Source organism: Arthrobacter sp. sptzw32 (assembly GCF_059089735.1).
Genome location: NZ_JBNHEZ010000005.1, coordinates 42,773 through 66,252 on the forward strand (window position 1 = coordinate 42,773; position 23,480 = coordinate 66,252).

Below are 23,480 nucleotides of genomic sequence, written 5' to 3' on the forward strand. Positions count from 1 at the left end.
AAAGTAAGAGCAGATGCAGACACCTTGGAAATTGGCGCTGGGTACAGCGCTGTCAGCGGGGCTTATCGCTCCGCTCGCAGCCTTTCCCGCGCTTGCGGACGGCACAGCCGCGGAGGTCCCGCCCGCGGCGGGAACTTCGCCGGTGGTCATCAACGAGGCCTACCTCAGTGGCGGCAGCGCAGGCGCCGCATTCAAGCACAAGTTCGTTGAGCTGTACAACTCATCGGACGCCCCGGTGTCCCTGGACGGCTGGTCCGTTCAGTACCGCTCCGCTACCGGCGAGGCAGCTCCGACCAGCGTGGCGACCCTTTCCGGTTCCATCCCGGCCAAGGGGCACTACCTGGTCCAGGGTGCCAGCAACGGCGCCAACGGGGCTGACCTTCCCGCACCGGACCTGGTGTCCGGCAGCCTGAACTTCGGCGGCGCCGGCGGCACCATCGTGCTGGCAAAGCAGCGTACAGCCCTTCCACTGGCCACGGGTTCGCAGGTGGAACCGGCCGGCGTCGCCGATCTCCTCGGGTACGGCAACTCCAATACTTTCGAAGCACTGGCGGCCAAGGCACCCTCCTCGAACACGGACGTTAAGAGCCTGAACCGCGCGGCCGGCGCGGACAGCAACAGTAACGCCACGGACTTCAGCCTGAACGCGGCCATCACCCCAACGGGCGCCGGGGGCACTTCAACACCGAACCCGGTTCCCACCCCTGACCCTGCGCCCGCGCCGTCGACCCGGACCATCGCCGAAATCCAGGGCACGGGCACCGCGAGCCCGCTGGCCGGGGCAACCGTAACTACCACGGGCAAGGTCACTGCAGCCTTCCCCACCGGTGGACTCAACGGCTACTACCTGCAGACCCCCGGCACCGGCGGGGATCTGACGGCGGCCAACCATGCGGCGTCGGACGGCATCTTCGTCTACTCCCCCGCCACCGCAGCGTCGGTCCAGCCCGGAGAGCATGTGCAGGTGACCGGCACCGTGGCCGAGTACCACGGCATGACCCAGCTCAACGTCGAAGCCGCTGCCGGGCTCAGCAAGTTCCCAGAAGCGGCCCCGGAGGTCAAGGCCACCGCCTTCACCCTGCCTGCCAGCGAATCCTTCCGCGAATCACTGGAAGGGATGCTCCTGGCACCCCAGGGCCCGGTGACGGTCACGGACAACTACACGCTGAACCAGTACGGCGAGGTGGGCCTCGCGGGCGGAACAGCTCCGCTGGTCCAGCCCACCGCCGTCGCTCCCTACGGCTCAGCCGGGTACACCGCCGTCGTCGCTGAAAACGCGGAACGCGGCATCAAGCTGGACGACGGCTCCAGCACCAACTTCCTCAAGGACGCCACCACCAAGGCGCAGGTCCTGCCCTACCTCACCACAACTGACCCGGTCCGCGTGGGATCGCCGGTAACCTTCACCACCAACGTGGTACTCGGCTATGGCTACAACGCCTGGAAGCTCCAGCCGCTGACCCACCTGACGGAAGCCAACAAGGCCACCGTCCAGCCCGCATCGTTCAGCGCCACGCGCACCGAGGCTCCCGCCGCAGTGGGAGGCAACCTGAAAATCGCCTCCTTCAACGTGCTCAATTACTTCCCCACCACGGGCGACACCTTGGCGGGCTGCACCTTCCACGATGACAGAGCGGGCAACCCCATCACTGTCCGTGGAGGCTGTGACGCCCGTGGTGCCGCCAACGCCGAGAACTTCGAGCGGCAGCAGGACAAGATCGTCGCGGCCATCACGAAGGCGGGCGCAGACATTGTCACGTTGATGGAAATCGAGAACTCGGCACAGTTCGGCAAGAACCGGGACGACGCCCTGGCCAAGCTGGTGGATGCCCTGAACGTCGCAACCCCTGGCGTTTGGGACTACGTCCGTTCGCCTGCCAATGCCCCGCCGCTCAGTGATGAGGACATGATCCGCACGGCCTTCATCTATAAGAAGGCTGTTGCAGAACCGGTGGGTGAATCCAACATCCACAATGACATCACAGCGTTTGCCAGCGCACGCAAGCCGCTCGCGCAGGTTTTCAAGCCCGTGGGCGGTGGCGCCGGAACCGAATTCATAGCGATCGCCAACCACTTCAAGTCCAAAGGCTCCGCAGCCACTCCGGAGGACACAGACAAGGGCCAGGGCGCATCAAACCTGGCACGTACAGCCCAGGCGAAGTCACTCCTGGAGTTCAGCAAGTCCCTGCAGCAGGCCAAGGGCACGGACAAGGTCTTCCTCATCGGCGACTTCAACGCCTACGCCAAGGAAGACCCCATCAACGTCTTCACCGCCGAGGGTTACGTCAACCAGGACGAAAAGGCGCGCAACGCGGACGGCACCGCCAAGCACTCCTACCTGTTCGGTGGAATGGTTGGGTCCCTTGACCACATCTTGGCCTCACCTGCAGCGGATGCTGCGGTTACGGGTGCGGACATCTGGAACATCAACTCGGTGGAATCCGTAGCACTGGAGTACAGCCGCTACAACAACAACGTCACCGACTACTACGCCCCGGACCAGTACCGCGCCAGCGACCACGATCCCGTGATTGTGGGGCTGAACCTGCAGTCCGTTCCCGCCACCGTTGACCTGAACTTCCTGGGCATCAACGACTTCCACGGCAGGATCGACACCAACACCGTCCTGTTCGCCGGCACCATTGAAAAGCTCCGGGCAGCAGCAGCTCCCGGCGCAACCGCCTTCCTCTCGGCCGGCGACAACATCGGGGCTTCGCTGTTTGCGTCCTCCGTCGCCAAAGACCAGCCCACCATTGACGTGCTGAACGCCTTGGAACTCCAAGCCTCCGCCGTGGGCAACCACGAGTTCGACGGCGGCTGGGCGGACCTGCAGGACCGCGTCATCGCAGGCGGCAGCAACGCCCGGTTCCCCTACCTGGGCGCCAACGTCTACCGGAAGGGCACCACCGAACCGGTCCTGCCCGAGTTCACCGTCCTGGACATGAACGGCGTCAAGGTTGCGGTCATCGGCACTGTAACCCAGGAAGTTCCCTCCCTGGTGACCCCGGCCGGCATCGCGGACCTCGAGTTCGGCGATCCCGTGGACGCAATCAACCGGGCAGCGGCACGGATCACCGCGGATAACCTCGCCGACATCATCATCGTGGAAAACCACGACGGCGCAGGCTCGGGAACGGTGGAAGGCGCCACGCTGGAAGAGGAAGTGGCAGCCGGCGGACCCTTCGCGAAGCTCGTGACCGAAACTTCCGCGGACGTCGACGCCATTTTCACCGGCCACACGCACAAAGAATACTCCTGGGACGCCCCCGTCCCTGGAGTTGAAGGCAAGACCCGCCCCATCGTCCAGACCGGCAACTACGGCGAAAACGTGGGCCAGATCCAGCTCACCGTGGACACCGCCACCAAGGAGGTAACGGCTTACAAGGCCGGCAACGTCAAGCGCACTGCCGACCCCGCCGCGAACCTGATCGCCGCCTACCCGCGCGTGGCCGCCGTCGACGCCATCGTCAAGAAAGCCCTGGCGGATGCCGCCGTGGTGGGGAACCAGCGTGTTGGCGCTGTTACAGCTGACATCACCACCGCCTTCACCACGGACGCCGCAGGTGTCGCCAAACGCGATGACCGCGGCAACGAATCCACCCTGGGCAACCTCGTGGCCGAGTCCCTGCTGGCTTCACTGCAGCCGGCGGAACTGGGCGGGGCGGAGATCGGTGTAGTCAATGCTGGCGGCCTGAGGAATGAGCTTTACTACGCACCGGATGGAAACATCACGTATGCAGAGGCGAACGCCGTGCTGCCGTTCGTGAACAACCTCTGGACCACGTCCCTGACAGGAGCCCAGTTCAAAACGATGCTGGAACAGCAGTGGCAAACAAATGCGGACGGCACGGTCCCCAGCCGCGCCTATATCCAGCTCGGCCTGTCCAGGAACGTGAACTACACCTACGACGCCGCCCGGCCGGCCGGTGACCGCATCACGTCCGTCCGGGTGAACGGGGCCCCGCTCGACCCCGCCCGGTCCTACCGGGTGGGCACGTTCAGCTTCCTGGCCACCGGCGGCGACAACTTCCGGATCTTCACGGAAGGTGCCAACACAAAGGATTCAGGGCTGGTGGACCGGGATGCGTGGATTGGGTACCTGCAGAAGAGCAGCCCCGTGTCGCCCGACTTCGCCCGCCGTTCCGTGGCCGTCACCAACTCCACGCCCGGCGAGGTCAAGCCGGGCGATTCGATCACCCTGGCAGTATCCAAGCTGGACCTGACGTCCCTCGGCAGCCCGGCGAACAGGACCTTGTCCGCCGTGTTCACCGACTCCGCCGGGACGGTAACCCAGCTGGGGTCCGTACCAATTCAGGCGGGTGCAGCCAGCGTCAACCTGGCTGTCCCGTCCGGTGCCGCCGCAGGAACAGGGACGCTGGTCCTTACCGCCGCCGAATCCGGCACGGTGGTCACTGTGGGTGTCACGGTGGCGAGTGTTGCCGTTGAACCCGTGTGCGCCCCTCCGGTTAAGCCTGTCCGCCCGGCTGACGTGAAAGGCCAGGCGAACTACGGCCAGGCCATGGCCGCCTACCGGGCTTGCCTGCGCCGCTGACGGCAGTGTGTGGCTGGCCGCCGTCGTGAAGGCACGGCCCAGCCGAACGCTCTCTCACCTAATGCGCGCTTTCCCTCAACGCTCTCTCATCACGGTGAGGGAGCGCTGAGGTGAAGGTGCGACTGGTGAGAGAGCGTCCGCCGTTAAGGCGCAGGAAGTGAAAGAGCGTTGCATTCTAAGGCGCAGGAAGTGAAAGAGCGTTGGGCCGGGTGCCTTGTCCTGCTCAGGATCCCAGGATGGCGCCGGCGATTTCGTCGGCGTCGCGCAGTGTCCGCTGGCCGCTGCGGTAGTTCGGCGCGCCGGACTGGACCGCTTCGGCGGCGATGGCCGTGCCCCATTGGGCGGACGAGAGCTGGAGCCCCAGCACGTAGAGGCCTTCGGTCACGGACCCGTTCGCTGCCACCGGGCGGTAAGGGTGCGGCTCCACATCCAGGCCGGTGGATTCAACGGGAGCACCCTCCACGGACATCATGAGCCGCGGCCGCACCAGGCCGTCAGCCAGCAGCTGCTCCAGGACCGGCGAATCGTTGGCCGAGACCCTGTTGCCCGGCGCCAGCGCCTCCACCATGGTCCGTGCGGCCACCGGGGCGTCGTTCACCCATGGCGAGGAGGCCGTGAAAACACCGTTCCTGCGGTCTACCCCGAACTTGGGGTCAGGCCCTACAAAGCTGACCACCCCTGCCCTGGCCAGCGCCGCAAGCTGTTCGGAGCGCAGCGCGGGCGGCCCGCTGGCGAGTCCTTCCACAAACGATTCAAACCAGCCCCGCAGGCCGGCAACCCAGGATTCATCGGTGATCCCGCCGTCGGCCACCGCGGTCTTGAGCACGGCGCGCCCGTGGTGGAGGGCACCGATGGCCATCTTCACGGGGTCATCCTCGCCCAGCGCAGAGCGGCGGGCATCATCGAGCAGGTATTCCACCACGGCGGCGTCGTGCTCGGCGCGCGAGGCAAAGGAGCGGCCCGCCAAGGGTGCCGCGAGCCCCGGCAGGTCCAGCCGGTGCCGGGGCCCGACGTGCACGGCCAGCACGCTCTCCACGGCGTCTTCCCAGTTGGCGGCACTGTGGGCGTGCGGACGCAGGGCCTCGTCCAGGGCGGCAAGGAACGCCGCCGGGTCCGGGACCGCGTTCGGCTGCGAGCGCACCAGAGTGGAGTAGTAGGCCCACAGCGCATCGCGGTGCAGTAACGGCCAGAAGTCATGATCAAACGCAGGGCGGATCCCGGCCGTGTGGAAGCGCTCAGGCGCCGCTTCGGTGAAATAGCGCAGACTGACCGACGCCGGGTAGTAGCCGCTCAAGGCAGCCTTGGCGCGGTAAGGCGTTCCCCGCCGGGAGGCAGCAATGATGTGCGGCTCCTGGCCCGAGGGCTCGTAATGGAGCATCGCGCCGTTGCTGATGAACTTTCCGCCGCGGCCCTCCGTCAGCTGGCCCATGGTGTCAAAGAAGTTCAGGCCCATGCCCCGGACCAGGACAGGTTCCCCGGCAGGGATCAGGGACCAGTCCACGTCGGCGGGCACAGCCGGGGGCAGGTACCGCAGGCCCAGCTGATCTGCCGAGGCCTGCAGGTTCCGCTGTTCAGGGTTCAGCCGGGACGGGATGTGACCCAGTGCAAGCACCACGGATCCGGTGCTTAACGTGGTGCCGGTGGCCAGGCGGACATCGAACGATGCGTCGCCCGAGGGGTGCACAGTCAGGGCGGACGTTTCGTGGAAGTCGATGGTGACGCCGTCCGGAACGTTGCGTGTCAGCTCCTCCACGGTGCTGCGGAGGTACCGGCCGTAGAGTGCGCGGCTGGGAAATTCATTGGCGGTGAGGACGGAAAGTTCGGCCAGCTCCTCCTCATCAAGATCCGGCAACGGGTCCTCTTGCTGCCGGGTACGCCATTGGTCGAAGGTGGTGCCGGCGACCGGCGGCGCCAGCGAAGGATCCTGCGGGATTACCGTGGGATAAAAGGACTGGGTGTTCATCAGGAACAGCCGTGACTGCCCCGGCTGCCACACGTGGCCCGGACCCGCGGGGTAGGGGTCGATGACGTCGATGTGGAGGCGCACTGGGCCGGCGCCGGAAGCAATCCGTGCGGCACTCCGGGCGAGCAGGCGTTCCAGGACGCTGGTGCCCCGCGGACCTGCCCCGATGATGGCGGTCCGTATGCTCTGCGTTATTTCCACGGCATCCAGAGTACGGCTGAATGGCGAGTACGTGCTGCCGCTTGACTTGCTAGCCGCCCGGGGATGTTGTTTGGATGGGGCGCATGACCACCACTGCAGCTGATCCAGCGCCCGCCCCCGGTTCCGGCAACACCCCCGGAGCGCCCTCGGGCACCGCGCCCGAGCCCACCGATGAAAATGTCTGGCTCGAGGAGATTTACGGCGAGCAGCAGCTGGCCTGGGTGAAGGAACAGAATTCACGCACGGAAGACCTGCTCGAGGACGCCGAGTACGTGGAGCTCGAGGCCGGCATCCTTGAAGTACTGGATTCCACGGACCGGATCGCGATGGTGGGCAAGCGGGGCGACTGGTACTACAACTTCTGGAAGGACCGGCAGAACCCCAAGGGGCTGTGGCGCCGCACCACCTGGGACAGCTACTGCACGGACACACCGGACTGGGACGTCCTGCTGGACCTCGACGCCCTGTCCGCCGCGGAAGGCGAAGAATGGGTCTTCCACGGGGCCACTTTCCTCCGCCCTGTCCCGGGCCAGCCCTACCGGCTGGCGCTGCTGGCGCTGTCCCCGGACGGGGGCGACGCCAACCGCTACCGCGAATTCGACGTTGAATCGCGGACGTTCGTGGACCCAGCCCTGGGCGGCTTTGACCTGCCGACGGCGAAGGGCAACGTCTCGTGGCTGGACGCGGACACGCTGCTGGTCGCCTCCACTGCGGAAGGGCTTCCAAAAACGGCCTCCTCCTACGCCCGCACTGCCGTCACCCTTAAGCGCGGCGTACCACTGGGTGAAGCGCCCCGGCTGTTCGAGGTGCCTGAGAACCACATGATGGCAGTGGTGGCCCACGACTCTACGCCGGGGTTCGAACGGACCTTCGCCGTTGACTACATCGACTTCTACAACCGGAGCAACGCTGTCCTGCAGGACGGTTCCTGGGTGGTGATCGACGTTCCCACCGACATCAACGTCAGCGCCCACCGCGAGTGGCTGCTGTTCCGCCCGCAGCAGGACTGGGCCCTCAACGGCTCCACGTATCCGGCGGGTTCACTCCTCGCCGCACCGTTTGAGGACTACCTGGCCGGTTCGAGGAAGGTTTCGGTGCTGTTCACCCCCGACGCCAGCACGTCATTGCAGTCGTGGAGCTGGACCCGGAACTTCCTGCTGCTTAACCTCCTCAAGGATGTGTCCTCCGAGATCCGCGTCCTGGACCCGTCCCGGCCGACCGGCGCCACGGACGGAGCCTGGGAATCCACTCTCCTTGATGCCTGTCCCCCGCTCCACGATGTCAACGCCTATGCCGTGGACGATGAAGACGAAACAGACGGCGCCGGGGACGACTTCTGGCTGGTAGCCACCGGCTTCACCACCCCCAGCACGCTGATGCGGGGCACATTGGAGCGCGCGGCGTCGGGGACACCCGGCGTGGTGAGCCGGCACCTGACAGTCAAGACGTCGCCGTCGTTCTTTGCCGATGACAACTATGAGGTGCAGCAGCATTTCGCCGTCTCCGACGACGGCACACGGGTGCCGTATTTTCAGGTCGCCTCCCGCGACCTCGCCCTGGACGGGCAAAACCCCACCCAGCTCTCCGGCTACGGCGGCTTCGAAGTTTCCCGCACCCCCGCGTACAGCGGCACGGTGGGCAGGGCGTGGCTGGAACGCCGCACGTCCACGTCCGCCGGCTCCAACGGGGAGACACCGCACTCCCGTGGCGGGGTTTACGTGGTGGCGAACATCCGCGGCGGCGGCGAGTACGGGCCCGGATGGCACCGTGCGGCACTGCAGGAAAACCGGCACAAGGCGTACCAGGACTTCGCGGCCGTGGCCCGCCACCTCATCTCCCGCGGCGTTACCTCGCCGGAAAGGCTGGGCTGCGTCGGCGGGTCAAACGGCGGGCTGCTGGTGGGAAACATGCTGACGCAGTACCCCGGACTGTTTGGAGCGGTGTCCTGTGGCGTCCCGCTGCTGGACATGCGCCGTTACACCAAGCTGTCCGCCGGCCACTCCTGGATCGCCGAGTACGGGGACCCGGACGTCCCGGAACAGTGGGAGTACATCAGGACGTTCTCCCCGTACCACCTGCTCAGGGATGGGGTGGGCTACCCGGAGACGTTCATCTGGACCGCCACCTCCGATGACAGGGTGGGCCCGGTGCAGGCCCGCAAGATGGCTGCCCGGATGCTCGCCATGGGCATCCCGAACGTATGGTTCCACGAAGCCCTGGAGGGCGGGCACGCCGGAGCGTCGGACAACCGGCAGGCGGCTGCGCTGCAGGCCCGCAGCCAGCATTTCCTGTGGAAGGCGCTGGCCGGAGGGATGCAGTAACGGTGTCTCTCGTGGTCCGGCTGGCGGTACAGGCAGACGTGGGGCGCCTTACGGAGGTACACGCCCGCTGCTGGCAGGAGACGTACCGGGGCATGCTGTCCGAGCAGTTCCTGGCCGCACAGGGTCCGGAGTCCCGGCTCCCGCTCTGGCGCCATCTCCTGGAGGCAGCCGCGCCTGCGAATGCGTGGGTCGCCTGCGACGACGGCATCGTAGTTGGCTTCGCCGGCACCCGGCATCTGCCGGACAGCGGACCATTGCATGAAGCAGGGCCGCCGTCGTCCGGGGACCTGGAACTGTGGGGACTGTACCTGTTGGCATCGCACCAGGGGCTGGGCCTGGGGCGGCGTCTCCTGGAGGCAGCGTTGGGCAGCAATGCGGCCAGCCTGTGGGTGGCAGCCGGGAACGGGCGCGCGATCAGCTTCTACCGGCACTTCGGATTCCAACCCGACGGCGCCGCGGACGTTATCCCCGACTGGGAAAACCTGCGCGAAATCAGGATGGTGCGGCCGGCACAGGCTCCGCTCCTGTAGCCGGCGGGGGTGTCGCGGCACGCTTGCGGGGTGGTGCGGCCCGTTTTGCACTGCGTGCCAGGTTCTGCGTATCCTTGGTGGGCTAGGAATAGCAATTGGAGACGTGCCAGAGCGGCCGAATGGGCTTCACTGCTAATGAAGTGTGGGGCACAACTCCACCGGGGGTTCAAATCCCCCCGTCTCCGCGTTTGGCCCCGGTCCTGTACCGGGGCCTTTTGCGTACCCGGGAAGGCTGCTGGCTCCCGCCCCTGCTGCCCGGGCCTTCCCTTCCGTCCCGCGCACCTTTTCACTACAGGGCTGTCCGTCCGGGGTACGGACACGTGGGTCCGGCGACGCTGTGCCAGTGGAATGATGAACGAATGGCAGCAAACAATGCGGTGGATGAAGCCGGCAGCACCACGGCATGGAGTCCCCGCCTGGCGCTCCTGGTGGCCGCCACCTTCTTTATGGAGTTCCTCGACGGCACCATCCTCACCACCGCCATTCCCAACATTGCTGCCGACTTCCGGGTACCCGCCGCAGACGTGAACATCACCATGACGGCGTACCTGCTGACTGTTGCCATGGGCATACCGCTCAGCGGGTGGCTGGCCGAACGGTTTGGCGCCCGCCGGATCTTCTGCCTGGCCATCACGATCTTCACACTTGCTTCCCTGGCGTGTTCGATCAGCCCGGACCTTCCTGCGCTCACCCTCAGCAGGATCGTCCAAGGGGTTGGCGGTGCCATGATGGTTCCGGTTGGAACCCTCCTGGTACTGCGCGGTACGCCCAAGGCGGAGCTGCTCCGCGCCACAGCGTTCCTGGTGTGGCCCGGCCTGCTGGCCCCGGTCCTGGCACCGCTGGTGGGCGGTGCCCTCACCACCTACCTGTCCTGGCACTGGATTTTCCTGATCAACCTTCCCCTGGGTGTTGCGGCGCTGATTGCCGCCCTGCGGCTTGTGCCGGCGACGGCGGGCGACCAGCGGCGGCGGCTGGACTGGCCGGGGCTTTTCCTCACCACGCTCGGCGTGGGGGCCCTGGTGGTGGGCCTCGAACTGGCGAGCACCCACCCTGATACTCCCTGGGCGGCCGTGAGCGCAGGATCAGGCGCGGTTGCCGTGGCCGGTGCCGTGCTGTGGATGCGGCAGAGCCGCAATCCGCTTTTCGACCTCGGGGTCTTCAACACCCGCACATTCAGGGCCATGGCTACCGGCGGGTTCGCCTACCGGCTGACCATCAGCTCCGTCCCGTTCCTGCTGCCGCTGATGTTCCAGGCGGGGTTCGGCTGGACACCGCTGCACGCCGGCGCCATGGTGGCGGCCGTTTTCATCGGGAATATCGGCATCAAACCGGCCACCACACCCCTGATCCGACGCTTCGGCTTCAAAGCAATGCTCGTGTTCGCCTCAGTTGCTTCTGCAGCGACCTTCGCCCTGTGTGCCCTGCTCACGCCGGAGACCCCTGAGCCGCTGACCTTCGCCCTGCTCGTCTGCAGCGGCGCCTTCCGCTCCATTGGCTTCTCTGCCTACGCGTCCGTTCAGTACGCGGACATCGCGCCCGCACAGCTCACCTCGGCGAACACCGTCTCCGCCACCCTGGTCCAACTGGCCGCTGCTGCCGGCATCGCTGTGGGAGCCCTGCTGATCCGCCTGTTCGAAGGTCTCGGCATCTTTCCCCACGACGCTGCAGGACCCTTCCGCGGCGCTTTCCTCGCCATGGCAGTGCTGATGCTGGCGAGCACGGCCGACAGCTTGTTGCTGCCTCGCCATGCCGGCGCCGAAGTCAGCCGGCGCAGAGCCCAGCGGGTTTAGCTCTCCTGCTTGCGGGCCCTGCTTCAGGCAGTCCCCGCCGGGCCTGGGCTTTGTGCAGTTGTTCCTGAGCCCCGGCCCGAACTCAGCCTGCCTGCGCGAGGACCAGCGGAAGCACAGGCCCTGCCCCGGCCTGCTGAAGGGCCCGCCCGGCCACCGTCAGCGTCCACCGGCTGTCAGCCAGGTCATCGATCAGCATCACGGGCTTCCCTTGCACTGCGCCCAGCGCTGCTTGCAGTTCAGGACCCACCACAAGGCGGTCCCACACCCCCGCGAGGCGGTACGCGCTGTTGCCGCCACGGCCTCCCGTAGGACCACCGTGCGCCAACTGCATGGCTCCCAGGTAGGGAATGCGCCCGATGTCGGAGATCCCCCGGGCCAGGGAGCCCACCAACTCCGGTTTGCTCCGGGATGGAATGCTGACGATCGCGGCAGGCCGGCCGGCGCCGCTCCATCCGGGATTGCGGGCGTCTCCGGTGCCCCACTCCCGCAGTACCTGCACGCAGGCCTGGAGCATGGCCGGATCCACTGGGCGGTCTTCAGCTCCGGCTGCAAACAGTGAGCGCAAGGCACCACCCCAGCCGAGGTCGGTCAGCCTGGCAAGGACGCGCCCCTCGGCAAGGCCTTCGCCGGGCTTGAGCTTTCCCTTGACCGGCACGCCCAAGCGGTCCATGCCGCTGGGCCACTGGAGCCTGGCTTCGAGGACCCCACCCGCCCTGCTGAGGGTCTGGCCGGCGGCCTCGGTGGCTGTTTCTGCAATGTCCGCCCGGAACCAGCGCCCCGCGCAGTTGTCGCACCGGCCGCAGGGCTGCGCCGTCTCGTCGTCGAGGACAGAGGTGATGTACTCCATCCGGCACCCGGCAGTGTCCTGGTAGATCACCATGGAGTCCTGCTCATCAACGCGTGCTTCAGCAATCCGCCGGTACCGCTCGGCGTCGTAAATCCACGGCTGGCCGGTGGACCGCCAGCCGCCTCCCACCCGTTCCACGGCGCCGTCAACGGACAGGACTTTCAGCAGCAGTTCCAGCGGCGTGCGGCGGAGGTCAACCCGCGCTTCAAGGGCCACCGTGGAGAGCGCGGTGCCGGCTTCTGCCAGCGCCGTCAGGACCGACGCCGCCTTCTCTTCAGAGGGCATGGACGCTGTGGCGAAGTACTGCCAGATGTCGCGGTCCTCCGAACCCGGAAGCAACAGGACATCGGCATTGGCGGCGCCCCGGCCGGCACGGCCCACCTGCTGGTAGTAGGCCACCGGGGAAGACGGCGCCCCCAGATGGACCACAAAGCCCAGGTCGGGTTTGTCGAAGCCCATTCCCAGGGCTGAGGTGGCCACCAGCGCCTTGACCTGGTTGTCCTTGAGCAGCTGTTCGGCGCGTTCCCTGTCCGCGGGATCGGTGCGGCCGGTGTAGGCCAGCACGTCATGCCCGGCTTCGGCGAGGAGCCGGGCGGTGTCCTCCGCCGCAGACACGGTCAGGGTATAGATGATGCCGCTTCCGGGAAGATCAGCCAGATGTGTCAGGAGCCAGCCCAGGCGCTGCCTTGAGTCCGGCAATGACAGGACGCCCATCCGCAGCGAATCCCGCCCCAGGGAACCGCGGATGGTGAGGACCCCGTCCCCGAGCTGCTCCTCAATGTCATGCACCACGCGGGAGTTGGCTGTGGCCGTGGTGGCCAGCACCGGAACAGAATCCGGCAGCTGGGTGATCAAGTCCGCGATCCGCCGGTAATCGGGGCGGAAATCGTGGCCCCAGTCCGAAATGCAGTGTGCCTCGTCGATCACCAGCAGGCCGGTCCGCCGGATAAGTTCGGGCAGCTGGGTTTCCCGGAACGCCGGATTGGTCAGCCGCTCGGGGGAGACCAGCAACACGTCCACCTGGTCCGCCGCGAGCTGTTCACGGACGGCGTCCCATTCCAGCTGGTTGGCTGAGTTGATGGCAACGGCACGCACCCCTGCCCGGGCAGCGGCAGCTACCTGGTCCCGCATCAGGGCAAGCAGCGGTGAAACGATAAGGGTGGGCCCGGCACCGCGGCGCCGCAGCAGCAGGGAGGCAACAAAGTAGACGGCCGATTTGCCCCAGCCGGTACGTTGGACCACCAAGGCCCGGCGGCCGCCGTCGGCCAGTGCTTCGATGGCCTCAAACTGCCCCTCGTGGAAGGCCGCCTCAGGGTGCCCGACGAGTTCACGGAGCACCTCCAGTGCCTGATGATGGGTGGCAGAAGCGGAGGCAGGACCGGCTGGCGAATCTGCGGAGACGGCAGGGAAACCATCAAGATTTGGGGCTAAGTCAGAAATTGCTGTGGCGTGCTGGTTATCGACCATTGATTCAGTATCCCAGCCGCCCCCGACACCCGGCACCGCCCGCAGCCCTATGTGGAGAATCGGGAAAGACCGCGGCCCGGAAACCGCCGTCACATACCGCGCTCCCAGACCTCTCCTCCACAGCCGCTTTCGCCGTCCACGTAAGATGTAGCCCGTGACTAGCGAACAGACAACGACTTTTGACCTTTCGGCATCCTTCAAGGCGTACGACGTACGCGGCATTGTGGGCGAATCAATAACTGCCGAAATCGTCGAGGCCGTGGGGGCCGCGTTCGTGGATGTCCTGCAGCTTCAGGGCCAGACCATCCTGGTGGGCGGCGACATGCGCCCTTCCTCCCCCGAGTTCAGCAAAGCCTTTGCAAGCGGCGCCACCGCACGCGGAGCCCACGTCGAGCTCCTGGACCTTATTTCCACCGACGAGCTGTACTTTGCCTGCGGTTACCTGAACCGCGCCGGCGCCACCTTCACCGCCAGCCACAACCCCGCCGGCTACAACGGCATCAAGATGTCCAAGGCCGGAGCGGTGCCCATCTCCTCCGAAACCGGCCTCAAGGACATCCAGGCCCTGGCCGAGCAGTACCTGAACACCGGTTCCGTCCCTGCCGCCGAAAACCGCGGCCGGATCAGCGTCCGGGACGTGCTCAAGGACTACTCCGAGTACCTCCGCAAGCTTGTGGACCTCTCCGGCTCCCGCCCCTTGAAGGTGGTAGTGGACGCGGGCAACGGCATGGCCGGCCTCACCACCCCTGCAGTCCTGGGCGACGCACTGCTTCCCAAGCTGCCCCTGGACATCGTTCCCCTGTACTTCGAACTCGACGGTTCCTTCCCCAACCACCCGGCCAACCCGTTGGAGCCGGAAAACCTCCGCGACCTGCAGGCGGCCGTCCTTCAGCACGGCGCCGACATCGGCCTGGCTTTCGACGGCGACGCCGACCGCTGCTTCGTCATTGACGAGAAGGGCGAGCCGGTTTCGCCGTCGGCCATCACCGGCATGGTGGCGCGCCGCGAAATCGCCCGCGCCAAAGCGCAGGGCGAAGCTACTCCCACCATCATCCACAACCTCCTCACCTCCCGTGCAGTTGCCGAACTGGTTGAGCACGACGGCGGCCGTGCGGTCCGCACGCGCGTGGGCCACTCCTTTATCAAGGCAGTCATGGCGGAGGAAGGAGCGGTGTTCGGCGGAGAGCACTCAGCACACTTCTACTTCCGTGACTTCTGGAACGCTGATACGGGCATGCTCGCTGCGATGCACGTCCTGGCCGCCCTGGGTGAGCAGAACGGACCGCTTTCGGAACTGGGCCGCGAATACGAGCCCTACGTATCCTCGGGCGAGATCAACTCCGAGGTTGAGGACAAGGCCGCGGCAGTCGAGCGCGTGCGCCTCGCTTTCGCTGACGAAGACCTCACCATCGACGGGATGGACGGCAGCACCTTCACGGCCAATGACGGCAGCTACTGGTTCAACCTGCGCCCCTCCAACACCGAGCCGTTCCTGCGGCTCAACGCAGAGGCCACCGACCGCGCCACCATGGAGCGGGTCCGGGACCGCGTCCTGTCGATCGTCAGGGCATAGTCCACCCATGGCCGAGGACACGGATTTGAACTCCGGATCGGGCGCTGGCGGGCAGTCCTCCTGGCGGGACTCCGTACCGGATAGCACGGCGACCGACCTTGAAAACCTTCTGGGGACGGGTATCAGTGCCGCGCAGGAACAGCTTCAACGCAACGGCGGCTTCCTGCCGTTCGCGCTGACAGTGCAGAACGACGGTGAGGTACGCCTGGTCGCCGTTTCCCCGGCGGACGCGGAGGAAGGTTCCGACGGCGACTTTGACGCTGATGCCATGATCAGCGACCTCACGGCACTGCTGCGCCAGAACCGGGATGATTTCCGGGCAGCGGCAGTGGTGTGCGACATCCTGTTGGTGGAGGAGGACTCGGACGCCATCCATGTAGCCACCGAGCACCGCGACGGCCCGGTGTTCGCGGCCGTACTGCCGTACTCCGCCGACGCCGCCACCCGGACCTGGGAGTTCGGCGAGCTCGCAGCCGATGCCAGCGAGCCCGCCATCTGGGTGGACTAGACCGGCCGACGCCATGAAGATCAACGCTTTTGCTGACGTGAGCCTGCGGGCCCTGATGGTTCTGGCGGCCGCGCCCGGTGGCACCCTGCTTACCACGCAGAACATTGCCGACACCGTGGGCACCCCCTACAACCACGTCAGCAAAGCGATGGCAAAACTGCGGAACATGGGACTGATCGAGGTGGAGCGCGGCCGGACTGGCGGTTCCCGGCTGAGCCACGCCGGCCGGAATGCCACCGTCGGACAGATCCTGCGTCAATTGGATACCCGGTCCGACGCTGCAGAGTGCGTTGCCCCCAGCGGAAACTGCCCGCTCATCAGCGAATGCAAGCTCCGGTCCGCCCTGTCCCGGGCGCGTGAGGCGTTTTACCGCGAGCTCGACGGCGTGGTGATTGCCGATCTTCCTGCCTCCCGGCAGATGGCTCCGGTCTTCGAAATGATCGGACTGCGGCCGGGGCTCCAAGCGCCACTCCGGTAGTGCCATCCCCTGCGTTACGGACGTCTGCAAAGCATTCCGAACATGATTTGGATCCAACTTCTACGACGTGTAGAAATTGGATATGAATACAAGCATTTCACACCTAAGTTTTACCAACGGTTGTTCGCCGCGCACCCGGAACTCCTGGACGGGCTGTTCAGCCGCTCAAACCAGCGCTCAGGCAACCAGCAGCAGGCATTGGCGGGCAGCATTGCAGCCTTTGCCACCCACCTCGTCAACAACCCGGGCACCCTCCCCGAGACTGTCCTTTCACGGATCGCCCACCGGCACGCCTCCCTGGGCATCACCGAGCCCCAGTACCAGGTGGTCTACGAGCACCTGTTCGCCGCGATCGCCGAAGACCTGGCCGGGGTCATCACGCCCGACATAGCTGAAGCCTGGACCGAGGTCTACTGGCTCATGGCCGATGCCCTGATCAAACTCGAGAAGGGGCTGTACGCGGGCCAGGCCAACGACAGGATGTGGATGCCGTGGCGGGTCAGTGCGAAGACTCCCGCCGGGGCCGGCTCCATGACCTTTACTCTTGAGCCCGCCGACGACACTCCCGTGACGCCGGCGCTCCCCGGCCAGTACATCAGCGTCAAAGTGGTCCTGCCGGAAGGCCTCCGCCAGGTTCGCCAGTACTCCCTGTCCGCCGAGGCCGGGACCACCCGCAGTTTCACCACCAAACTGGACGACGGCGGCGAGGTCTCCCCAGTCCTTCACAACACTGTGCAGGTGGGCGACGTTTTGGAAATCTCAAACCCTTACGGTGAAATCACCCTCAAGGACGGCGATGGTCCCGTGGTCCTGGCATCCGCGGGCATCGGCTGCACCCCCACCGCCTCCATCCTGCGGTCCCTGGCAGAGTCAGGGTCCGTCCGACAGGTGCTGGTGCTTCACGCGGAAAGCTCCCTGGACAGCTGGGCGCTGCGCAGCCAGATGACGGACGACGTCGAGCGCCTGGACCGGGCGGAGCTGCAGCTCTGGCTGGAGCGGCCGGAGGCAGGGGCCAGGACAGGATTTATGTCGCTGCGCGAAGTGGACCTTCCGGCCGGGGCGTCCCTGTACCTCTGCGGCCCGCTGCCGTTCATGAAGAACATCCGCAGCGAGGCAATCAACGCCGGCATCCCGGCCACCCGGATCCACTACGAGGTCTTCGGCCCGGACATCTGGCTTGCAGGCTAAATCCTCACCGCGTCCCTAGCTTCGCTCCACCAGGGAACCTCCGGCGGTGGAGGCCCCTGTCAAGGAACGACGGCGGCCCCGCACCTTTCCAGCGAAAGGTGCGGGGCCGCCGTCGTACTCCAGGACGCCGTTGTCCTGATGCGGGCTCAGCCCAGGCGGGCCTTCAGGCCTTCGAGCTCGGACTTGAGCGCAACCGGCAGGGAATCGCCGAAGTTGGCGAACCATTCCTCGATGGAGGCCAGCTCCGCAGCCCACTCGGCGGGGTCCACCCTCACGGCCTCCTCTACCTGCGCGGGCGTCATGTCGAGGCCCTCGAGGTCGATGGAATCACCGGTGGGCACGAACCCGATGGGGGTTTCGACGGCGTCGGCCTTGCCTTCAAGGCGCTCAATAGCCCACTTGAGGACGCGGGCATTGTCGCCGAAGCCGGGCCACGCGAAGCCGCCCTCAGAGTTCCGGCGGAACCAGTTCACCAGGAAGATCTTGGGCAGGCGCTCCGGGTTTGCCTTGGCGGAGAGGTTGACCCAGTGGTTCAGGTAGTCGCCGGCGTCGTACCCAATGAACGGCAGCATGGCCATGGGATCGCGGCGGACCACGCCCACGGCACCGGCTGCGGCTGCGGTGGTCTCCGAGGACAGGGTGGAGCCCATGAAGATGCCGTTGGTCCAGTCGCGGGCTTCGGTGACCAGCGGAATGGTGGTCTTGCGGCGTCCGCCGAACAGGATGGCGGAAAGTTCCACGCCGTTGGGGCTGTGGTACTCCTCGGCCAGCATGTCAATCTGGTCGATCGGAGTGCAGAAACGCGAGTTCGGGTGCGCCGCAGGCTTGTCCGAATCCGGAGTCCACGAGTTGCCTTGCCAGTCGGTCAGGTGCGCAGGCACCTCGTCCGTCATGCCCTCCCACCAGACTCCGCCGTCGTCGGTGAGCGCAACGTTCGTGAAGATGCTGTTGCCCTTGGCGATGGCACGCATGGCGTTGGGGTTGGTGCCCCAGCCCGTGCCGGGTGCCACGCCGAAGAGGCCCGCCTCGGGGTTGACGGCGCGGAGTTCGCCTTCCTTGCCGAACCGCATCCAGGTGATGTCGTCACCCAGGGTCTCCACCTTCCACCCCTTGATGGTGGGATCGAGAAGGGCGAGGTTGGTCTTGCCGCAGGCGGAGGGGAAGGCCGCCGAGACGTAGTACGTCTTCTGCTCCGGGGAGGTCAGTTTGAGGATCAGCATGTGCTCGGCAAGCCAGCCCTCGTCGTGGGCCATGACCGAGGCGATGCGCAGGGCGTAGCACTTCTTGCCCAGCAGTGCGTTTCCGCCGTAACCGGAGCCGAAGGACCAGATGGAGCGCTCCTCGGGGAAGTGCACGATCCACTTGTCCGGGTTGCACGGCCACGGCACGTCAGCCTGGCCGGGCTCCAGCGGGGCGCCGAGGGAGTGGAGGGCCGGGACGTAGAAGGCGTTGGTCTCGGTGATGCGGTTCAGCACGTCGGTGCCGATGCGCGCCATGATGCGCATCGAGGCGACGACGTAGGCGCTGTCCGTGATCTCGACGCCGAACTTGGGGTCCTCAGCGTCGAGGTGGCCCATAACGAACGGGATGATGTACATGGTGCGGCCGCGCATGGAGCCGGCGAACAGGCCGCGCAGCTTCTCCTTCATCAGGTCCGGAGCCATCCAGTTGTTGGTGAAGCCGGCGTCGTGCTCCTTTTCGGAGCAGATGAAGGTCTGCTCTTCGACTCGGGCCACGTCAGCGGGGTCCGAGAAAGCGGCGAAGGAGTTGGGGAAAAGCTCCTGGTTCAACCGGGTCAGCGTTCCGGCCGCAACAAGTTCGTCGGTAAGACGGGTGTTTTCCTCTTCGGAGCCGTCCACCCAGTAGATGCGGTCCGGCTGCGTAAGCTCAGCAACCTCCTCGACCCATGCCAGCAGGCCGGCATGTGTGGTGGGTGCTTTCTCAAGCAGCGGCTTCTGCGCCAGATCGCCCATTTCGGTTCCCTTCCTCGGGTTCATCGGTGTGTGCTAAATGCTATGGTCCGGACCACTCCGGTTTTTGGGACGTATGCTGATCATCTGGCGCCCTCAAAATGTCTTTCCGCGGGAAATCAAGGAATTTTGAGCTCAAATCGTACAACAAAGTGACGAAGGTCACGTAGACCGGTCTAGTTGTGGAAATTACACGACAGTCGATTTGGCATCACGGCCAACCCTCGCGTAAAGTAATTCGAGGTTCAGGGAGAGCGGTTCTTCTCCCGGGACACAAGATGCGCCCATAGCTCAGCTGGATAGAGCGTCTGTCTACGGAACAGAAGGTCAGGGGTTCGAATCCCTTTGGGCGCACAAAAGAAGGTCCGCACCGGTTTGCCGGTGCGGACCTTTTGCTTTCTGCCGAAGGGCCTCCTGCAGTTACGTCCTTCCCAATGCAGTCGCCGGCCGGGGTCGCGGGCGTAGGCTTTCCCCATGATGCCCGAGGCGATTTTGCGTGAATTTGATGTTGTAGTTATCGGCGCAGGCGCCGTAGGGGAAAACGTGGCTGACCGGGTGGTGCAGGGCGGCCTTACCGCCGTGCTGGTGGAAGCGGAACTGGTGGGCGGCGAATGCTCCTACTGGGCGTGCATGCCGTCAAAAGCCCTGCTCCGGCCCGGCACAGCCCTCCACGGAGCGCAGGCCTCCCCCGGAGCCAAGGAAGCAGTGACGCGGACCCTTAACGCCGCAGCCGTCTTGAAGCGCCGGGACTCCCTCACATCCAATTGGCAGGATGACGGACAGGTTAAGTGGGTAGAGGACACCGGCATCGAACTTCTTCGGGGCCATGCGTGGCTGACTGCGCCCGGGTCCGTTGAAGTGGCAGGGCTTGATGGCAACTCCTACCAGCTTCAGGCCCGCCATGCCGTGGTGCTTGCCACCGGCTCAGCACCCAACACTCCCCCTGTCGAGGGGCTCGAGGACGTGCAGGTGTGGGGCACCCGGGAGGCGACCTCAGCCAAGGAAGTGCCGCCACGGCTGGCGGTGCTCGGTGGCGGCGTGGCCGGCACCGAACTGGCCCAGGCCTATGCCCGGCTGGGCTCAAAAGTAACACTGGTGGCGCGCAGCGGCCTGCTCGGAAACTTCCCGCCGGAAGCAGCACGCCTGGTCGCGGCAGGACTGCGTGCAGACGGCGTCGAGATTCGGCTCAATACAGCTGCCGAAAGCATCAGCCAGAACGACGACGGGACGCTGAGGCTGCACCTCGGTGACGGTTCCAGCGTGACTGCCGAAAAAGTCCTCGTGGCCACAGGCCGGCATCCGGCCCTGGAGGGCCTGGGGCTGGAAAGCGTGGGGTTTGAACCGGATGAGTCAGGGCACCTGGTCCTCAAGACAGACAATTCCGGGCTGGTCAACGGAGCTCCCGGAGAGGAGCCCTGGCTCTATGCAGTGGGTGACGCCGCAGGAAAAAACCTTTATACCCACCAGGGCAAGTACGAGGCACGCGCCACAGGAGATGCCATCGCTGCGCGGGCGAAGGGTGAACTGAGCGGCACAGCGAGGGACTGGAGCCGCTTCGCACAGACTGCCAACGAGCATGCAGTACCCAGTGTCGTATTCACGGACCCGGAGCTGGCAGCCGTCGGCCGGACCCTGGAAACAGCACAACAGGAAGGCTACAACGCTTCCTCGGTGGAACTTCCCATCCAGGTGGCCGGCTCCTCACTGCACTCCGAAAATTACCAGGGGTGGGCACAGCTGGTGGTGGATGAGGACCGCAGGGTTCTCCTGGGCGCAACGTTCTGCGGACCGGACGTTGCGGAGCTCCTGCATGCGGCCACCATCGCCGTGGTGGGCGAAGTGCCATTGGAGCGCCTCTGGCATGCAGTGCCCTCTTACCCCACCATCAGTGAGGTATGGCTGCGGCTGCTGGAGAAGTACGGGCTGTAGGCGGCGGCAGAGGTGCGAGCGTGCCGCTGGGCGGGCTGGCTGCACCGAGGGACCAAAGTGTTGCAGCCATCATGGTTGACTCGCGCGGCTACAAGTGGAAGTTGCCCCTCTTCGGGGATGATGGTGGTCATGCGTCACATGGGAAACAGCGGCAAGTTCGCGGTCATCGCCGGCATCGTGGCTGCCGGGCTGCTGATCCTGACGGGCATGACCCTGGCGGAGCCGGTGTTCATCGCTTTCCTCGGCGTCCTGAGCCTCGCCTGTGTCGCCTGCATTGCGGAAGTGCTCCGCCGCCGCCGCATCTTTATGCTCGTCGTCGCTGGTTTCTCCACCAGCCTCGCCATAGCGGGATCGCTTGCCTTCCTGAGCACCTGGGAAGCGGCCTTCGCCGGCCAGACCTCACTGTTCGGCACCCCGCTGCCCACCTCAGACCCGGATAACTACTTCTTCCTGGCCGCGCTCTCGCTGCTGACAGCCCTGGTGGCACTGTTCGCGGGGGCCGTATGGCCGGGGCGGCGTGGCAGAGTGCAACACCTGGGCGCAGCCCGGGCCAGCGGCGCGCGAACCGCTTCCCGCGACAGCAACGCCGGCGGGCCGGCAGCACGGCAAACACGGCCTTTCCAGCCCCAGCGCCGTCCCGCGCCCCGGAAGTAGCCTGGATCAGTGTGACCGCGGCACCTTGAACCTGGTGATCCGTGCGTCCTGCCCGTCCAGCTCCGCCCAGGACTTTTCAGTTTCGAGGACGGTAAGCGCGTTGGTGGGATACCTCGTGGCGGCGTCCATGTAGGCGTCGTGGTCAGAATCACGGGAGGCGAGGTGCATCGCAAGATCCTGCACGCCGGGCAGGTGCGCGATCAGCATCAGCGTGGTCACGGTATCCGGAACATGGTTGACCACCGTCAGCATACGGAGGGCCGAGGCGGCGTAAAGCCCGTCTTCGAGTTTGGGCGTGGGCGCCTTGTCCCCCAGTTCCGAGCACACCCAGGTGCAGGTCTGGCGGGTCCGCAGGGCGCTGGAGCACAAGATGAAGTCGGGCACGATGTTGTGCTTAAGCAACCAACGCCCGGCAAGCGGCGCCTCCCGGTGGCCCCGCTCCTCCAGGGGACGGTCGTGATCCGACACCCCGCCGGGCCAGTCCGCCTTGGCGTGCCGCATGATCACAAGGCGTCGAAGATGGTGCTGGCTCATGGCCCAAGCCTAATGCCCGCCCCGGCAGGGGCGGCCAACGCTCTGAGGGGCTAGATCGAGTATTCCGGAGCGGCCCAGACGATAACCTCGGGGTGCTCGTAGAACCGGTAGCCCTGGCCGCGCACCGTGCGAACGGTGTTGGCGAGGCGGCCAAGCTTCGAGCGGAGGCGGCGGATGTGGACGTCGATGGTGCGCTCGTTAGGGACTTCTTCGGCGTTCCGCCACAGGCCTTCAAGCAGTTCGTCACGGCCCACGGTGCGGGTTCCGTTTTCCACGAGGTAGTTGAGGAGCTCAAACTCCTTGAACGTCAGGTTCAGGGATTCACCATCGAGGTGTACTTCGCGGCGGGCCAGGTCGATGAGGACGCCTGAGGGGCGCGGTTCCTGGGGCTGCTGGGGCCGGGGGGTTTCCGTGCGCTGCCGGGTGTTAACCGTGGGGTCACCGAACGTGGAGCGGACGACGTCGAGCGCTGACCCGGGGGTGCCGGCCGGGGCTACGGCAACAGCGGCGTAGCTTTCGGCTCCGGTTACCAGGGACTGGGCGTAGGCGCGGATTTCCTGGGCAAGCTTGGCGATGGAGGTGCCCGCGGCGGCCGCAGTTTCCTCATCAATTCCCATGTACAGAACAAATCCGCGGGCAACGTTCTCATTGGCTACCGGGCGGACCGGGGCGGGGCCGGCCACTACGGGAGTGGGAGCCGTCACCGGCGCGGAGTCAGCCGGCGGAACGGCGCGGAGCTGGCCATAGGAGTTGGGATTGAAGCCCTGGGGGCCATAGCCCGCGCCGGGAAAGCTGCTTCCCGAAGTTGCGGGAGCGAGCGACGTGCGCGGTCCGAAACCGGGGCGGAGGCCGGAAGGCTGGCCACCTTTGGCGGCGTTACGGACAGAAATGTGGACGTATCCGGATGCAACTGACATGGATTGCTTACCTCAATGTGAATGGCCGTCATCGCGGCTCGAATGCTGGGTTCCCCGC

General features: G+C 65.9%; 15 protein-coding genes and 2 tRNA genes. 12 read left to right on the forward strand and 5 right to left on the reverse strand.

Going from position 1 to position 23,480, the window contains the following annotated elements; genetic code table 11:
- Positions 1-13 precede the first annotated feature (13 nt).
- Positions 14-4,552 carry an ExeM/NucH family extracellular endonuclease gene (locus tag AC5RVN_RS11005; protein WP_494137948.1) on the forward strand — a complete coding sequence of 1,513 codons (4,539 nt, stop codon included), beginning with the start codon at positions 14-16 and terminating at the stop codon, positions 4,550-4,552.
- A gap of 223 nt (positions 4,553-4,775) precedes the next feature.
- Here AC5RVN_RS11005 and AC5RVN_RS11010 read toward each other — a convergent pair whose 3' ends face one another.
- On the reverse strand, positions 4,776-6,716 hold the full coding sequence (locus tag AC5RVN_RS11010; protein ID WP_494137949.1) for an FAD/NAD(P)-binding protein: 1,941 nt from the start codon (positions 6,714-6,716) through the stop codon (positions 4,776-4,778).
- A gap of 83 nt (positions 6,717-6,799) precedes the next feature.
- On the opposite strand from AC5RVN_RS11010, the gene AC5RVN_RS11015 reads away from it, so the two are divergent.
- The 4 genes from AC5RVN_RS11015 to AC5RVN_RS11030 all read left to right on the forward strand — a co-directional run bounded on the left by AC5RVN_RS11015 (position 6,800) and on the right by AC5RVN_RS11030 (position 11,357).
- Positions 6,800-9,037: a prolyl oligopeptidase family serine peptidase gene (locus AC5RVN_RS11015; protein WP_494137950.1), complete on the forward strand. Its 2,238-nt coding sequence runs from the start codon at positions 6,800-6,802 to the stop codon at positions 9,035-9,037.
- Between the two features lie 2 nt (positions 9,038-9,039).
- Positions 9,040-9,567, forward strand: a complete 528-nt coding sequence (locus tag AC5RVN_RS11020) for a GNAT family N-acetyltransferase (protein WP_494137951.1) — start codon at positions 9,040-9,042, stop codon at positions 9,565-9,567.
- A 97-nt stretch (positions 9,568-9,664) separates the two neighbouring features.
- Positions 9,665-9,752: transfer RNA gene (locus tag AC5RVN_RS11025), tRNA-Ser, on the forward strand.
- Between the two features lie 174 nt (positions 9,753-9,926).
- A complete protein-coding gene (locus tag AC5RVN_RS11030; RefSeq protein WP_494137952.1) occupies positions 9,927-11,357 on the forward strand; it encodes an MFS transporter in 1,431 nt (476 codons plus the stop codon).
- Positions 11,358-11,439: 82 nt separating this feature from the next.
- On the opposite strand, the gene AC5RVN_RS11035 is transcribed toward AC5RVN_RS11030, so the two are convergent.
- Positions 11,440-13,671 carry a RecQ family ATP-dependent DNA helicase gene (locus AC5RVN_RS11035; protein WP_494137953.1) on the reverse strand — a complete coding sequence of 744 codons (2,232 nt, stop codon included), beginning with the start codon at positions 13,669-13,671 and terminating at the stop codon, positions 11,440-11,442.
- A gap of 154 nt (positions 13,672-13,825) precedes the next feature.
- On the opposite strand from AC5RVN_RS11035, the gene AC5RVN_RS11040 reads away from it, so the two are divergent.
- Genes AC5RVN_RS11040 through AC5RVN_RS11055 form a run of 4 tightly spaced genes read left to right on the forward strand, consistent with a single transcriptional unit; the run spans position 13,826 to position 17,418 of the window.
- Complete coding sequence (locus AC5RVN_RS11040; RefSeq protein WP_494137954.1) at positions 13,826-15,244, forward strand: phosphomannomutase/phosphoglucomutase; 1,419 nt, start codon at positions 13,826-13,828, stop codon at positions 15,242-15,244.
- Between the two features lie 7 nt (positions 15,245-15,251).
- Entirely contained in the window at positions 15,252-15,752 is a 501-nt protein-coding gene (locus AC5RVN_RS11045) for a hypothetical protein (RefSeq protein ID WP_494040728.1), read from the forward strand.
- A 13-nt stretch (positions 15,753-15,765) separates the two neighbouring features.
- Positions 15,766-16,230, forward strand: coding sequence for an RrF2 family transcriptional regulator (locus tag AC5RVN_RS11050; protein WP_494105907.1), 465 nt, complete (start codon positions 15,766-15,768; stop codon positions 16,228-16,230).
- A gap of 42 nt (positions 16,231-16,272) precedes the next feature.
- A complete protein-coding gene (locus AC5RVN_RS11055) occupies positions 16,273-17,418 on the forward strand; it encodes a globin domain-containing protein (protein WP_494137955.1) in 1,146 nt (381 codons plus the stop codon).
- 146 nt (positions 17,419-17,564) lie between these two features.
- Here the strand turns inward: AC5RVN_RS11055 and AC5RVN_RS11060 are convergent, their stop codons facing one another.
- Positions 17,565-19,391 carry a phosphoenolpyruvate carboxykinase (GTP) gene (locus AC5RVN_RS11060; protein WP_494137956.1) on the reverse strand — a complete coding sequence of 609 codons (1,827 nt, stop codon included), beginning with the start codon at positions 19,389-19,391 and terminating at the stop codon, positions 17,565-17,567.
- Positions 19,392-19,668: 277 nt separating this feature from the next.
- Between AC5RVN_RS11060 and AC5RVN_RS11065 the strand changes: the two genes are divergently transcribed.
- The 3 genes from AC5RVN_RS11065 to AC5RVN_RS11075 all read left to right on the forward strand — a co-directional run bounded on the left by AC5RVN_RS11065 (position 19,669) and on the right by AC5RVN_RS11075 (position 21,971).
- A tRNA-Arg gene (locus AC5RVN_RS11065) sits at positions 19,669-19,742 on the forward strand.
- Between the two features lie 120 nt (positions 19,743-19,862).
- Positions 19,863-21,317, forward strand: a complete 1,455-nt coding sequence (locus tag AC5RVN_RS11070) for a dihydrolipoyl dehydrogenase family protein (RefSeq protein WP_494137957.1) — start codon at positions 19,863-19,865, stop codon at positions 21,315-21,317.
- 129 nt (positions 21,318-21,446) lie between these two features.
- Positions 21,447-21,971 carry a hypothetical protein gene (locus tag AC5RVN_RS11075; RefSeq protein WP_494137958.1) on the forward strand — a complete coding sequence of 175 codons (525 nt, stop codon included), beginning with the start codon at positions 21,447-21,449 and terminating at the stop codon, positions 21,969-21,971.
- Positions 21,972-21,977: 6 nt separating this feature from the next.
- Here the strand turns inward: AC5RVN_RS11075 and AC5RVN_RS11080 are convergent, their stop codons facing one another.
- Both AC5RVN_RS11080 and AC5RVN_RS11085 read right to left on the reverse strand, forming a co-directional pair.
- Positions 21,978-22,505, reverse strand: coding sequence for a SixA phosphatase family protein (locus AC5RVN_RS11080; protein WP_494137959.1), 528 nt, complete (start codon positions 22,503-22,505; stop codon positions 21,978-21,980).
- Positions 22,506-22,555: 50 nt separating this feature from the next.
- Positions 22,556-23,422, reverse strand: a complete 867-nt coding sequence (locus AC5RVN_RS11085) for a winged helix-turn-helix domain-containing protein (RefSeq protein WP_494040723.1) — start codon at positions 23,420-23,422, stop codon at positions 22,556-22,558.
- Between the last annotated feature and the right edge of the window lie 58 nt (positions 23,423-23,480).

Excerpts from the sequence above, each read along its gene's own strand:
- AC5RVN_RS11005 (WP_494137948.1), top strand. The coding sequence starts at position 14 with ATGCAGACACCTTGGAAATTGGCGCTGGGTACAGCGCTGTCAGCGGGG.
- AC5RVN_RS11015 (WP_494137950.1), top strand. The coding sequence starts at position 6,800 with ATGACCACCACTGCAGCTGATCCAGCGCCCGCCCCCGGTTCCGGCAAC.
- AC5RVN_RS11030 (WP_494137952.1), top strand. The coding sequence starts at position 9,927 with ATGGCAGCAAACAATGCGGTGGATGAAGCCGGCAGCACCACGGCATGG.
- AC5RVN_RS11035 (WP_494137953.1), bottom strand. The coding sequence starts at position 13,671 with ATGGTCGATAACCAGCACGCCACAGCAATTTCTGACTTAGCCCCAAAT.
- AC5RVN_RS11045 (WP_494040728.1), top strand. The coding sequence starts at position 15,252 with ATGGCCGAGGACACGGATTTGAACTCCGGATCGGGCGCTGGCGGGCAG.
- AC5RVN_RS11050 (WP_494105907.1), top strand. The coding sequence starts at position 15,766 with ATGAAGATCAACGCTTTTGCTGACGTGAGCCTGCGGGCCCTGATGGTT.
- AC5RVN_RS11055 (WP_494137955.1), top strand. The coding sequence starts at position 16,273 with ATGATTTGGATCCAACTTCTACGACGTGTAGAAATTGGATATGAATAC.
- AC5RVN_RS11060 (WP_494137956.1), bottom strand. The coding sequence starts at position 19,391 with ATGGGCGATCTGGCGCAGAAGCCGCTGCTTGAGAAAGCACCCACCACA.
- AC5RVN_RS11070 (WP_494137957.1), top strand. The coding sequence starts at position 19,863 with ATGATGCCCGAGGCGATTTTGCGTGAATTTGATGTTGTAGTTATCGGC.
- AC5RVN_RS11075 (WP_494137958.1), top strand. The coding sequence starts at position 21,447 with ATGCGTCACATGGGAAACAGCGGCAAGTTCGCGGTCATCGCCGGCATC.
- AC5RVN_RS11080 (WP_494137959.1), bottom strand. The coding sequence starts at position 22,505 with ATGAGCCAGCACCATCTTCGACGCCTTGTGATCATGCGGCACGCCAAG.
- AC5RVN_RS11085 (WP_494040723.1), bottom strand. The coding sequence starts at position 23,422 with ATGTCAGTTGCATCCGGATACGTCCACATTTCTGTCCGTAACGCCGCC.